Origin of the sequence: Algoriphagus aquimarinus (genome assembly GCF_900112005.1) — a bacterium.
Lineage (GTDB): Bacteria > Bacteroidota > Bacteroidia > Cytophagales > Cyclobacteriaceae > Algoriphagus > Algoriphagus aquimarinus.
In genome coordinates this window covers 1-14,075 of record NZ_FOKK01000021.1, presented here as the reverse complement: position 1 = coordinate 14,075, position 14,075 = coordinate 1, and the positions used below count along the sequence as shown (strand labels likewise).

Here is a 14,075-nt window from a genome sequence, read left to right as displayed (position 1 = left end):
TTTCTGAATAAAGCTTAATCAATGGTTATTGAACTAAAAGGATGATTTTTTTATCTATTGAAAAAACAAGTCATAGTTTGATTAGGAATAATAGCTTTCTTGCAGCCTATTTGAACGGTTATGATGAAGAAAATATTATTGCTGATGCAATTGCTGATTATTTCTCAGTTAGCGCATTCACAAATTAACATGGAAGACTCTACGGTCCGAACAACTGCTTATTGGGAAATGAATGAAATGAATTCCTACCAAATAACTCTTGAGTCTTTTGATGTTATCGGGCTTGATACGAGTAATTGGAATAGAATAGACTATGTGGTGGATATGAAGATTTTGGATAGCACAGAGACCAATTATGAGGTTTCATGGACTTATAGAGATTTTAACCTAGATCTGGGAGAAAGGGATTCTGCTTACCAAACTTTGGTGGAAAAGATGATGACGATTTCGGAGGGTTCATTAGTGAGCTTTAGAACTGATGAATATGGTGCTTTTCAACAAGTGACAAACTGGGAGGATATAAGTGAGTTTTATAGAAAAGGTGGCGATACACTTAAGTCCATGTTTGGTAATATTCCTCAGATTAATGAGATGATAGATATGACCTTCACAAGTTATAGAAGTAAGAATTCTATTGAATCACAGAGCATAAAGGATGTTTTGCAATTTCTAAATTTTCATGGTGGTGAATATAAGCTTGGAGAAGAGTTGTCTGGGATAATAAACTCTTCAAATGTATTGGGGAAGAATAGGCTTGAAACACAGGTGAACGTTTTATTGGACGAGATTTTTATAGAAGATAATGACTATAGAATAGTATCATTTTCTGAAGCTAATTCTGAACAATTGATTTCAGAAACTGAATTGGTATTGAAAACTATGATGCCAAATGCTACCGAAGCAGATATCGAGCAGGTAATGGAAGAAATTGGAGTGCCTACCAATACTGTAGAAAATGTGTCTGTGATTCATGGGTGGGGATGGCCAATTTTTTCAAAAGAAATAAGGAATCTTGGATCCAATCAGAAAATCAAAGTAGAAATCCGCACGATAGAAATTCTATAAAACTTGTTCTGGAATACCATTTGCATTTTTTCAGGGTTAAAAGACTCAAAAGTCTTACCTTCGTCACCTTAGATAGAATCCCTTTTTGATGCCAAAACTTATTCGAATCACCACCGTTCCTATTTCCCTGAAATTATTGCTTGCAGGGCAAATGAAGTATATGAAGGAGCAGGGGTGGGATGTGCTGATGGTAAGTGCCGATGGTAGAGAAATTCCTCAGGTAGTCCGCGCCGAAGGTGCACGGCATGAAGTCATACCATTTACGCGTAAAATCACTCCTTTTCAAGATCTAAAATGTCTGTGGAGGCTATATCAGCTGATCAAACAAGAGCAGCCTGATATTGTGCATACACATACCCCAAAAGCAGGATTGTTGGGGATGATTGCTGCAAAATTCGCTGGAGTCAAAGTCAGAATCCATACGCTTGCAGGAATTCCGTTTATGGCGGCTGAAGGAGGAAAGAAAGGACTTTTGGAAAAAATTGAGAAGTTGACCTACAGCTACGCAACTCACGTTTGGCCAAATTCAAGTGGTTTAAAGAATTTTGTAATTGAAAATAGCCTTTGTCCTTCGGAGAAACTCACAGTGATAGGTAAAGGCTCCTCAAACGGTGTTGACCTAGAGAAATTCAACCGTGGAGTTTTGAAGGAGAATCATCTGGTAGCTGCTACGATGCGAATACTCCCTGGTGAAGATGATTTTATTATTTTGTCGGTGGGCAGATTAGTGAAAGACAAAGGGATACAAGAATTAGTAGATGCTTTTTTAAGCTCGAAAATCGTAGGGAAATCAAAGCTCGTACTTCTTGGAAGCTTCGAACAAGATCTAAATCCTCTTGATCCGGAGACAATAAAAATCATAACCGATCACCCTAGAATTGTGCAGATAGATTGGTCAGATCATGTGGCGCACTACCTTGCTTTGGCAGATGTGCTGGTACACCCTTCACATAGAGAAGGCTTTCCAAATGTGCTTTTAGAGGCAGGAGCGATGGAAGTACCTATTATTTGTTCTGATATCATTGGTAATACTGATGTTATCTCACAGCAGAAAACCGGGTTGATTTTCCCTGTGAAAAATGTAGAAATACTTAAGGAGGCCATGGAGTTTGCTTACGTAAAGCGCGATAAGATGGCAGAATTGGCCGCTAAGCTATATGAGGAGGTTTGTGAAAATTATGAACGAATTCAAGTTCAAAATGAAATTTTTGCTCAGTACCAACTCGTTTTGAAGGAGAAGGATAGCGCGGAATAACTTATATTTGGCCATCGCTAAAACTTGAATTTTTACCTATGAAATCGAGCATAACTAATGCGTCATGCATTGGAATGATTATCAACCTTGCGAGATTCCATCCCGATAAATCGGGACAGGTAGTGACCTTTATCAATCAAATTAAAAACACATGAAGTACCTGGTTACCGGAACTGCCGGATTTATTGGATTTCACGTTGCGCAGCAACTTTTGGAACGAGGAGATGAAGTCGTTGGACTGGATATTATCAACGATTATTACGATATCAATCTGAAATATGCTCGATTAGCGCATATGGGTATTCAGAGAGATCATGTGAAAAAGGGTGAAATGGTTCAATCAGACACTATTTCAGGGTATAGATTCATTCAGTTGGATCTTTCTGTCAAAGACCCATTAGTAGATCTTTTTGCTCAGGAGAAATTTGATGTAGTTATTCATTTGGCTGCTCAAGCTGGAGTTCGTTATTCACTTTCCCACCCTGAAGTTTATATCGAGAGCAACATTGTGGCTTACTTGAATATTTTGGAGGCTTGCCGCTTTCATCCTGTCAAGCATTTGGTGTATGCTTCTTCCAGTTCTGTGTATGGCTCAAATGAAAAGATGCCTTTTTCCACTTCAGATTCGGTAGATCATCCTATCAGTTTGTATGCCGCTTCTAAAAAGTCGAATGAACTGATGGCTCATACTTATAGCCACCTTTTCAATATCCCAACAACTGGTTTAAGATTTTTTACCGTTTACGGACCGTGGGGAAGACCAGATATGGCATTGTTTCTGTTTACAGAAGCCATCTTGAAAGACGAGCCAATTCAGGTATTCAACTATGGGAATATGAAGCGTGACTTCACCTATATAGATGATATAGTGAAAGGGGTGATCAAAGTAGCGGATAGACCTGCAAGTCCAAATGCTGAGTTTGATTCTCAAAATCCTGATCCAGGAAGTTCCAAGGCACCATACAAGGTTTATAATATTGGAAATTCCTCTCCTGTTTTATTGATGGATTATATCCATGCAGTAGAAAAGGGATTAGGCAAAGAAGCTAAAATGAATATGCTTCCGCTGCAACCTGGTGATGTGCCAGCTTCTCATGCGGAGGTTTCTGATTTGGTTCGAGATACAGGTTACAAACCAGATACACCAATAGACCAAGGAGTAAAATCCTTCACTGATTGGTATTTAGACTACTACAAAAAATAAGATGAGCAAATCAATTTTAATTACAGGTGGAGCAGGTTTTATAGGGAGCCACGTGGTGCAATTATTCGTTGAAAAATATCCTGATTACAAAATCGTCAATTTAGATGCATTGACTTATGCTGGTAATTTAGAGAATTTGAAAGCTGTAGAAGGTGCCTCAAATTACATCTTTGAAAAAGCAGATATTCAAGATGAAGATGCCCTCAAAACGATTTTTGAAAAGCATGCCATCACAGATGTAATTCATCTGGCGGCTGAGTCGCATGTGGATAGATCTATCACTGATCCATTGGCATTCGTGAAGACCAATGTCTTTGGAACAGTAAACTTGCTGAATGCAGCAAAAACTTTCTGGGAAGATAATCTTGCAGATCACCTGTTCTATCACGTTTCTACGGATGAGGTATATGGCTCTTTGCATGATGGAGGATTCTTTTTGGAAACTACAGCGTACGACCCTCAATCACCATATTCGGCATCTAAGGCTTCCTCTGATCATTTTGTAAGGGCTTATGCCAATACATATAAGATGAAAACAGTGATTTCAAACTGTTCAAATAATTACGGACCAAATCATTTTCCTGAGAAACTGATTCCACTTTGCATTCACAATATCAAAAACAACAAGCCTCTGCCTGTCTATGGTAAAGGAGAGAACGTTCGGGATTGGCTATTTGTGAAAGACCATGCAAGAGCGATTGATATAGTTTTTCATAAAGGAAAAGAAGGTGAAACCTATAATATCGGTGGCTTCAATGAGTGGAAAAACATTGACATTGTAAAGTTACTATGTGCCAAAATGGATCAGAAGCTTGGTAGAGATGCTGGGACATCTGAGAAACTGATCACCTATGTGAAAGACCGTGCTGGACATGATCTCCGCTATGCGATCGATGCTACCAAGATTCAACAGGAATTAGGCTGGGAACCAAGTTTGCAATTCGAGGAAGGGATAGAGATCACTATTGATTGGTATCTTACTAACCAAGATTGGCTTGATCGTGTTACTTCTGGAGCCTATCAGGAGTATTACACAAATCTATACGGGAAAGGCTAACAAGCTAAATACCACCAAAGATTTAAAAATAAACCATGACCAACTCATGGTTTATTTTTTTGACTTGTTTTCTTGATATTCAGCTGGAGTCATAGCGTAGGTTTCTTTGAATGTTTTGATAAAATAGGAGGGAGAGCTGAATCCTACTGCATAGGCAACTTCAGAAATGTTTTCTCCGGATTTTTCTAGCAGTTGCAGTGCCATTCTCAGCCTTTGGTCTCTGATGTAGGCAGTAGTTGAAAGTCCTGTCAATGCGGTTAATTTCCTATGAAGCTGCATTCTACTCATTCCTAGTTTTTTGCTGAAATCACTCACGGTAAAGTCGCTATCAGAGAGGTCGTTGTTGACGATATCTTGCATTTTTTCCAAGAAGCGTTCGTCAGTTGATGTAATCGCTATGTCTTTTGGAGAGATGAAATTTCTATTAGAATACCGTTCTCTCAGCTGAGCTCTAAGCTCGATCAGTTTTTCCATTCTAATAATCAGCTGGTTGGTTTTAAATGGCTTAAGGATGAAATCATCGGCGCCTGCTCTAATGCCTTCCAGTTGGCTTTCTTCGTCTGCCTTGGCCGTGAGCAAGATTACAGGGATGTGTGAGGTTAGTTCGCTGGACTTCACTTTTTTGCAAAATTCAAAACCATCCATTTCTGGCATCATAACATCAGAAATAATCAATTCAGGAATTTTTTTCAAGGCTACAAAAAGTCCTTCTTTGCCATTTGAGGCTTCCAAAGTTTGAAAGTAAGGGCTCAATTCTCTGACTATAAACTCCCGCACTTTATTATTGTCTTCTACAATCAGGATTAGAGGAAGTTGTTCCCTCGTTTTTAGGTCAGACATAGGTAATCTAGGTAGATCAAATTCCTCACTTTCCTCATCGATCACTTCATCGGGATGAAAGGCATATTTATCTACAGGCAAAATTATTGATACATCAAACCAACCAGATTCTTTAAAGTTTCCAGTGATTTTTCCATGATAGAGATGGATCATTTCTTTGATGAGTGACAAGCCCAAGCCAAATCCTTTTTTATTTTCGTTAGCTCTTTGAAAAAATCGAAGCAAATCCTCTTGACTGTATTTTTCAAGGCTTTCATTTCGAATTATTAAGTGAAAGTTGCCATCAGAAATAGAGCAGTCCAGTTGAATTTCCGAATCCTTTTTGGCGTATTTGATGGCGTTTTGAATCAGGTTTTTTACAATTTTTTCCACCTTATCGGAATCGTACCACACCTCTGTCATAAGCGGGATACTTGTGGTTAGGCTTAATCCTTTTTCTGAGGCTTGATAGAAATAATTGGCTACGATAGATTGTAGTAGTAATCCTAAATTCCCTTTTCGGACAGTTAACTGATTTTTACCTGCCTTTATTTTGGTTACTTCCAAAAGCTGATCCACCAGGGTAAGTAATCGATGAGAATTGATTTTTACCAGATTCAGTTGAGATTTGATAACAGGATTATCCGATTGACTTATAATTCGATCAATAGGCCCAGAAATAAGCGTAAGTGGAGTCCGGAACTCGTGGGAGATATTAGTGAAAAGCTGTGTCTTGAAATCATCTATTTCCTTGAGCGTTTTGGTTTCCCGCTCCTTCGATTTGAGGGAAAATTGAATCTGCCATTTCCATTTGAAGTATCGATAAAACCTAACTACCAATATGATTAGAAGAAGTAGATAGACTAGTTTGGCTAGCGTACTAAAATACCAAGGACTCAGAATCCTAAATTCCAAAGCCACTGGTTCTTCAGCCCAAATACCATCATAATTACTTGCCCGAACCAAGAAACGATAGTTTCCAGGAGCGAGATTGGTGTAGCGAGCTTGATGGTTATAACCGTTCGATACCCAATTTTCATCATGGTTTTCGAGCATGTATTCAAATTGATTTTTACCAGGAGAAGAGAAAACCAAACTTGCCATGTTGAAAGTGAGGGTGTTTTGATTGTGATTCAACTCGATATTTTGGCTTAGTTGTATTGTTTGATCAAAGGCCAGAAGTTCTGTTATCGCAATCTTAGGAGGGGTTTTATTCAGCGAAATATCTTCCGGATTAAACCAATAAAAGCCATCTAAGCTTCCGAAATAGAGAGTCCCGTCGCTATTTTTGAAATAAGCTCCAGTGTTGAATTCAGTAGCTAGTCCATCGTAATTAGAGTAGTTAGTGATCTGAATATTCTCATCCAAATCTTCATTTAAACCTACTTTGGTGATTCCCTTATTGGAACTTAGCCATAGATTCCCATGCTGATCATCCAAAATTGAATAGATAACATTATTAGAAAGTCCTGTCTCAGTAGTAAGGATGTTAACCTTACCAGTCTTGAGATCCATGCGGTATAGTCCACCGCCGTTGGTCCCGATCCATAGTTGCTCATTTTTTAGATTTAGAGATTTGATATTATTGCTGCTGATCGAATTTGCGTCTTCGGGTACATGGATTGATGTTTCAAATAGTTCGGTAGTCAAATCCAATCTTGCTATTCCGTGATTTTCAGTTCCAATCCAGAATCTACCTGAGGGATCTTCCAGCATCGTACGGATATTGTTGTCAGGGATACTGTTTTTACGAAGTGTATCATGGACAAACTGCTTTAAAACTCCTTTTTGGGGATCAAACCAGAGCAAGCCATCATTTCTGGTACAAAGCCAAAACCTATTTTTGCTGTCTTGAAAAATTTGCCAGATAGTGGCGGCCGGTTGGTTCACACTGCTCTCTTTATTGAAATGCTGGAACTGTTCTGACTTAAGATCCATAATGCTTAAGCCCTCATCTTGATAGCCAATCCATAGTTTGCCTTTTTTGTCACCCATGATGCTCATCACCCGGTTATTTCCCAGACTGTTAGGGTCTCTTGGGTCATGGATAAAAGTTTTCCAGGTTTTAGTTTTAGGGTTAAATCGGGTTAATCCCTTTCCTGAAGTTCCTAGCCAAACATTTTCATTTTCATCTACATAGATTGCTCTGACCACGTCGATATTGATGTTTTCAGGCAGTTCCTGATTATGGAAAAAATTAAATTTTTCTAAATAGGCATCGTAGAAGCTCAAACCTGCACCATCAGATCCAAACCAAAGTGTTCCAGTATAATCTTCAAAAATTGTAAGGATGTCATTATAGCGAATCGACCTTGGGTTCTGCTTGGTATTTGAAAATGGCTTTAAGCTTTTAGCCAGTAAATCGATTTGCTTGACACCTTTACCATAAGTAGCTACCCAAAGCCGTTGCTTGGAATCAATGAGCAAATCCAAAATCATGGCATCTTGTTGTGAATCCTCTGTTAGATTCAAATATGAATTCATAGGAGTAGTTTTTTCGCCTTGCCCTGAGCTAGTCCAAAGTCCCTGATTCAATGTTCCAAACCAAAATCTTCCGTTGGGATCAAGAATAGAAACAGCGAGTATAGTCCCTGATTCAGGTTTCCACAATCGACCTGATATTCCAGAGTTTTTATTCCATAATACCACCTCGTCACTAAAGGTCAAAATGAGATGCTCTTCATCAAAATTTGCGAGATGGACAATTTCCTTATTTGGGTCAGACCAGGCCATTTCAGCTTTTTTTATTTCTTCATTCCAGAAAAATAGCTGCCCTGAAAGTGATCCGAACCAGATCTTTCCTTGGGTATCCTCTATGATACTCGTAGCTGAAGCGATCCCTTCTATGGGAATAAAAGCATCAATTTCGCGGTAAAACAGCTCTGGAATTGTACTTTCAGGGATGATCCAAAGTCGATTTTTGCTGTCTGCAAATACTTTCCCAAGCAAGAGACGAGTTGACTCCGTGATGTCAAGAAACTTTTTATCAAAAACTACAAAATCTCTTCCATCGTAGCGATTCAGCCCTTCCTGAGTAGCTATCCAAAGAAATCCTTCTTGATCCTGAGTCACAGAGACAGCAGAGTTTTGAGAAAGCCCGTCATTGACTGAGAGCTGACGAAAGGAAAGGTTGTTTTGGGAAAAAGCCTGCACAGTTGCGCAAAGGATGATTACGAGAGCGAAAAGTGAGTGTATAGAAGTGATTTTGCTGGTGAATGGCATGATAAAAATACTGGTTAGCTTGCTTCAAGTAACTGATAAATAGGGGTGAGCCTGCGGGATGTAGTGAATACTTCATATCTGGTAGAAAAACCCTGAAATCAAAGAAGTTAGCTTGGAAGAATTTAAAGGCGGATTGAGAGTTTTTTGTCTTAAACTAGTGGGGCTAGTCTGGAATTTGGAAAGTATTCAATATTTTACCTGATGACTTTGCTTAACGTGGCCTTAACGATGAAAGAAACTATGTGGAATTTATGATTCGTGTGGTGATAATAGATGATGAGCCTAAAGCAATCATTTCCCTTGAGTGGGAATTGAAACAGCTGGGGGAATTGGTAGAAGTGGTTGGTAAATTTGGAGAAGCTGAACAAGCCCTGCAAGAATTGGAAACGCTTCGGCCAGATTGTATTTTTTTAGATATAGAGATGCCTGATTTGGATGGGTTCAAATTTTTGGGGCATTTTCCCAATCGCAGTTTTGAAGTGATTTTTGTGACTGCTCATGCCGAGCATGCCATTCAGGCCATCCGAGAAAGTGCTTTTGATTACTTGCTCAAGCCAGTTGATCAGGCTGATTTAGAAAGTTTGTTGAAAAGAATTCATACTAAACTAAACAACAAATCAATCAACTCCGCTTCTAACAACACTGCGCTGGAAAAGGAGAAAATAGTCATCAATATGGATGATCAACTGCTTGTTCTTGATCCAGATGAGGTGATTTACTGCGAGAGTGAAGGGAGTTATTCTTATATCCATACCCTAAATGGGGGAAAAGTTTTGGTTTCTAAAAGATTGAAATTATTGGATAATCTATTTTCCAAGTACAAATTTTATAGAATACATCATTCCTTTTTGATCAACCTGGGAATGGTGAAAGCCTATGAAAAATCAACAGGGAAAGTAAAGCTGATCGATGGGATTTCTCTTCCTGTCTCTAGGCTTAAAAAAGCTGGATTTACTGAATCACTGAAATAAGCGCTAATGGATTTTTTTGAAAAATACCCGTTAATCGAAGTGCTCGAAAATAGCAATTTTAATGGTTTGGGCTGGGCGGTGACTAGTGTGCTTTTTTACCTCTCACTATATCACTTTGTTCTGTTCCTTAAAAGCAAGGAGAAGTTCTATCTGTTTTACAGTTTATATGCTTTGATCAATGCTATCAATCTGATTCAACGCGTAAAGGGGGTATTTACAGAAAGTCTTTATACCGAGTTTTACGAGCTTTTTATCCATTTGAATTTTCCTATTCAATTTGCCAGCTACCTGATATTTTCCTTTTTCCTCATCGAGATTCTCAATTTCAGAAAGCATTACCCAAAGTTTACCAGCTTCTTTACCTATTATGCAGTGGTCACCAGCTCTATTTTTGGAGTCTTGGTTTTAGGGAGATATGTATGGGATGGGTATGATATGATGCGCGGGTATTATATCACGGTATTCATGCCTTGTACCTTGGTTTTGCTAATCTATGGTGTGTATCTCACTGTCAAAACGGGGGAGAAGGTAAGGTTTTTCATTCTTGCAGGTTTCTTGATTCTTGGTATAGCTACCTTCATTTTTGCTTTTCTGACTTTTGGAAAAGATGCCTCGATTACCAACAAATACCAATACATCTATTATTTGGCCGTATTGGCAGAAAATTACTTGTACACTTATGCTCTTGCTATCAAGCAACGGGAGGTGTATGAGGAGAAATTTGTAATTAAAACTGAATTGGTAACAAAACTTCAGGAAAATGAAGACCTCCGGGATGCTTTAAATCAAAACCTTCAGAATGAATTGAAACTCAAGGAAAGTCAAATATCATTTTTGGAAGCAGATGCCGCGGAGCAACGAGTGGTCAAGTTGAGTTTGGACTATGAGAAGCAAATTACCTTACTTCACCTGCAATCACTAAGGAGCCAGATGAATCCTCACTTCATCTTCAATGCACTTAATTCAATCAAGGTATTTCTAATCGAAAGTGATAAGGAGAATGCCGTTCTGTACCTCAACAAGTTTGCAAAGCTTATCCGTATGGTTCTGGAGAGTTCTAGGGAATTTAAAATTTCTCTAGGAGAAGAGTTAGACATAGCTAAGCTTTACCTCAGCCTTGAAGCGATTAGGTTTGAGGATGGAATAGATTTTAGCATTGATGTAGAACGGGGCGTTAGTCTTCGAGATATCAAAGTGCCGCCATTGGTTTTTCAGCCATTTTTGGAAAATGCAGTATGGCATGGATTGATGCGCAAAAAGGGAGTTAAATCCATTTTAATTAAAGTGTCCACAGATGAGGAAGGAGTGGTGGTCTCCATACAAGACAATGGAATTGGAAGAGCAGAGGCCATGAAAATGAAAGCAAATCAAACCATCCAAAAGCAATCCATCGGTATTTCTCTCTCCTCAGATCGACTCAAGTTTTTTAATCAAAGTGAAAAACTCAATTACTTTTTTGAAATCATCGATCTCGATGAAAACCCAGCTCAAAGGGGGACAGAAGTAAGATTTCACCTTAAAAAGTAAGTTAGGTAAGGGGGAGAAATTTTGAATTGTTACCTCAGTGCTACTCTTTGATACATGGCTTTGATCCAATTTCTATTTAGGGAATTAGCTTTGATTAAATAAAAATAATAACGGTTTTTAAAGTTTTGCAGTTTTTTTCAAGGGATTACTAGATGATCTTTTTTGGAGAAATTTCAGCTTCAACCGGTTAGTTCTATTGGTCAATGAAACAAATCAGCTATTTTTTCTTAAGTCTCTTCCTCTTTATTTCTTGTGGGAAGGAAAAAAATACCATATCAAAAGAGAGTCAATTCCTGAGCGCCAATTCATCAGATTCTTTCTCTCCAGATTCTATAGATGGAAAGTTGGAAGACACCTCGAAGGGTCTGGAAGTACAGATTCCTATGAGCAATGATCAGCTTAAAAATTGGATTCCAGAGAAAATTGGAAAAATGGACCAATGGAAATTAATAGTCGGGCACAAACTAGGAATGCAAATGAGTGGTGCTATTGCTACCTATAGAGAAAGTGGAAAGGAAGAGCAACAAATCTCATTGGAGGTATTGGATGGGGCAGGAGCAACGGGCGCTGTTATGCTCAAGTCGATTAATCAAAAATTGAGTTTGGAATATGAAGAGCAATTGGAGACAGGATATTCCAGGATTTATGAACGAGAGAAGATTCGAGTTTGGGAGAAATATAATTCTTTAGAACATAGCTCAGAAATCGAATATGTGATAGGAGAGCGATTTCATTTTAGGTTTAAAGGCCACCTGATTCAAATGGATGAGTTGTGGGAGTTTGTAAGTGAAGTAATGAAGGAAATGTATTAAGCGGATTTTGCAGGATTAGTTACTATTTCTTCAGCATTAGGTTCAAGTAAAGGTTTTATTTTCAGTGCTTTTGTCTCGGCTTGTTAAAGTTGTTTCTTCTTCGGCATGCAACAAGATTTTTGATTAGCTATTTATAATTTTCAACACTTAACCATTTAAAACTATGAAAATCAAATCCATTATTATAGGTGCATTTTTGTTTCAAACGCAGATGGTACTTGCCCAACAGGAGCTTAGTGGGCGAATTTCCAATTATAGTAGTGGCCTTTCCAAAATTGAGTCATTTGATAGATTTTCTGCTATCAGCAAACAATGGGGAGAGGTCAATGAAGATGGGGATTTCACTATTTTTTTGGAGGGTGATTTTCTAGTAAAAGCGAAAGAAATGGCTGATGAGGCCCGGGAAAACTCACCGTCTGGATTTGTGCTAAGCTTTCCTACAGTATCAGAAGTATTTGCATGTCCATTTGAAGAAGTGCCAACTGAGGGTGGTGAAATTGTAGTTTCAGGACTTCCAGAATTAACGCTTATGGACGAAATGGGAAATCCTAGCAATGGGATTTTGTATGCAAGCAGTAGTGCAGATATTGCCAAGTGGCTTTTCAGCTATCGTGACGAAAATGCTAGTCTTGGTTATTATTTAGAGTTTTATTTTCTGGAAGGGCCTGCAAAGGCGAAAGGAGATTGCAAGTTAGATACGTACACTGGAAGTGGTGAGGAAAAATATGAGGATTTCACCAGTATTGATTTAGAACTGCAGCCTGGTTGGAATATTATTCGCCATGGGATAGATGAAGTTTTCACTGCTTCCTCAGGAAAAGTCTTTGCATCTAAAATGTCCATGACCAGATTGGAAACCTTACCAGAAGATCTCTTATGGATTGCTGTGAAATAGAAACAGAGGGAATGGGGTATTATAAGCCTGAATAGCTATTCAGGCTTTATTTTTTTGAATTTGTTACATGCGTGTAATTCTTTGATACATACGTACCATCCTTTCTGGACATAGAAATTGAAATTTGGTTTTAGAGGAAAATTCCCTTTTGGGATGAAATCTAATTAGATCAAACACCTGAATTTCAATTTATGATAAACTTTTCCAGCATCTCTAAAACCGTTTTTGTGGCGCTATTCATTTGGGCATTCAGCCCCATTGGAGTTTTTGCCCAATCACTCACAGGAAATTATACGATTGGCCCATCTGGGGATTATGTGAGTTTTACAGGAGCAGTGAATGCGCTAAACACTAATGGCGTTTCTGGTCCCGTGGTATTCAATATAGCTGATGGTGTATACAATGAGCAACTTGTGATTGGTGTAATTACTGGTGCTTCAATTACAAATACAATTACTTTTCAATCTCTGAATTCCGATCCTGAACTAGTTCAATTAAGCTATGAGGCAAGTTCTTCCGCTGGAAATTATGTGGTTTCCCTAGAAGGAGCATCACATTTAATTTTTAAGGATTTGAAAATAAAAGCTACAGGTACCACATATGCTCGTACGGTAAGAGGGCAATTGACACTGAATAATCTATTGTTTCAGGCATGTATTTTTGAATCACCTCAGGCTAATAGCACGAGTACTGATAGAGGGAATGTGATTATTACCGCCTCAACTTCTTCAGGCATTCGATTTATAAACAACAAAATTATTGGTGGCTCTACAGGGATTTTTTATCAAGGCACGAATGGTTCAGGCGGAACAAGAGCTTTGGGATTTGTATTTGAGCAGAATCAAGTTTTGATTCAGTTTTACCGTGGAATCCAAATAAGTAATTTGTTTGAAGCCCAAGTCACCGACAACCGGGTGACCTTGTTGGCATCTTCCTATGTGTTTTCGGACGGAGTCTTTTTGGACGAGGTCGAGGGAGCGTCTAGGTTTACGGGTAATCGGATTGAGGGGGCAAACCAGTACGGTTTGTATATGACAAGCTGTACTGCAATCTCAGGTTCCCCTGGATTAGTTGCCAACAACCATATCCATTCGAAGGCAGGGAGTTATTCGGTATACTTTGCATCCAACCAGTATCAGGGTTTTTATCATAACAATGTCAATACGACTGGTGGGGCAAGTGCTTTTTACTACAGTGGTTCGGGTACTGCGGGAAACAAAGTCCAGAACAACATCTTCAAGTCGAATA

At 38.7% G+C, this 14,075-nt stretch carries 10 protein-coding genes; 9 read left to right on the top strand and 1 reads right to left on the bottom strand.

The genetic code is table 11. The features are described from left to right. Window positions 1–120 precede the first annotated feature (120 nt). The 4 genes from BM291_RS19260 (at window position 121) to rfbB (ending at window position 4,581) form a co-directional block, all read left to right on the top strand. On the top strand, window positions 121–1,065 hold the full coding sequence (locus BM291_RS19260; protein ID WP_139229146.1) for a hypothetical protein: 945 nt from the start codon (window positions 121–123) through the stop codon (window positions 1,063–1,065). A gap of 88 nt (window positions 1,066–1,153) precedes the next feature. Then, window positions 1,154–2,320, top strand: a complete 1,167-nt coding sequence (locus BM291_RS19255) for a glycosyltransferase family 4 protein (protein ID WP_092900722.1) — start codon at window positions 1,154–1,156, stop codon at window positions 2,318–2,320. Window positions 2,321–2,471: 151 nt separating this feature from the next. Next, on the top strand, window positions 2,472–3,524 hold the full coding sequence (locus BM291_RS19250; protein ID WP_092900719.1) for an NAD-dependent epimerase: 1,053 nt from the start codon (window positions 2,472–2,474) through the stop codon (window positions 3,522–3,524). Between the two features lies 1 nt (window position 3,525). After that, on the top strand, window positions 3,526–4,581 hold the full coding sequence (gene rfbB, locus BM291_RS19245; protein WP_092900716.1) for a dTDP-glucose 4,6-dehydratase: 1,056 nt from the start codon (window positions 3,526–3,528) through the stop codon (window positions 4,579–4,581). Between the two features lie 51 nt (window positions 4,582–4,632). Here the strand turns inward: rfbB and BM291_RS19240 are convergent, their stop codons facing one another. Next, window positions 4,633–8,622: a hybrid sensor histidine kinase/response regulator transcription factor gene (locus BM291_RS19240; protein ID WP_092900713.1), complete on the bottom strand. Its 3,990-nt coding sequence runs from the start codon at window positions 8,620–8,622 to the stop codon at window positions 4,633–4,635. 251 nt (window positions 8,623–8,873) lie between these two features. Here BM291_RS19240 and BM291_RS19235 point away from each other — a divergent pair, with 251 nt between their 5' ends. From BM291_RS19235 to BM291_RS19215, 5 genes are all read left to right on the top strand, one after another. Continuing rightward, complete coding sequence (locus BM291_RS19235) at window positions 8,874–9,593, top strand: LytR/AlgR family response regulator transcription factor (protein ID WP_245786921.1); 720 nt, start codon at window positions 8,874–8,876, stop codon at window positions 9,591–9,593. Window positions 9,594–9,599: 6 nt separating this feature from the next. Next, window positions 9,600–11,120, top strand: coding sequence for a histidine kinase (locus tag BM291_RS19230; RefSeq protein WP_092900707.1), 1,521 nt, complete (start codon window positions 9,600–9,602; stop codon window positions 11,118–11,120). A 203-nt stretch (window positions 11,121–11,323) separates the two neighbouring features. Next, window positions 11,324–11,932: a hypothetical protein gene (locus tag BM291_RS19225; protein ID WP_092900704.1), complete on the top strand. Its 609-nt coding sequence runs from the start codon at window positions 11,324–11,326 to the stop codon at window positions 11,930–11,932. Between the two features lie 163 nt (window positions 11,933–12,095). Beyond that, window positions 12,096–12,827, top strand: a complete 732-nt coding sequence (locus BM291_RS19220) for a hypothetical protein (protein ID WP_092900701.1) — start codon at window positions 12,096–12,098, stop codon at window positions 12,825–12,827. Between the two features lie 191 nt (window positions 12,828–13,018). Then, the coding region (locus tag BM291_RS19215) for a right-handed parallel beta-helix repeat-containing protein (protein WP_139229145.1) at window positions 13,019–14,075 on the top strand (1,057 nt) is incomplete at its 3' end.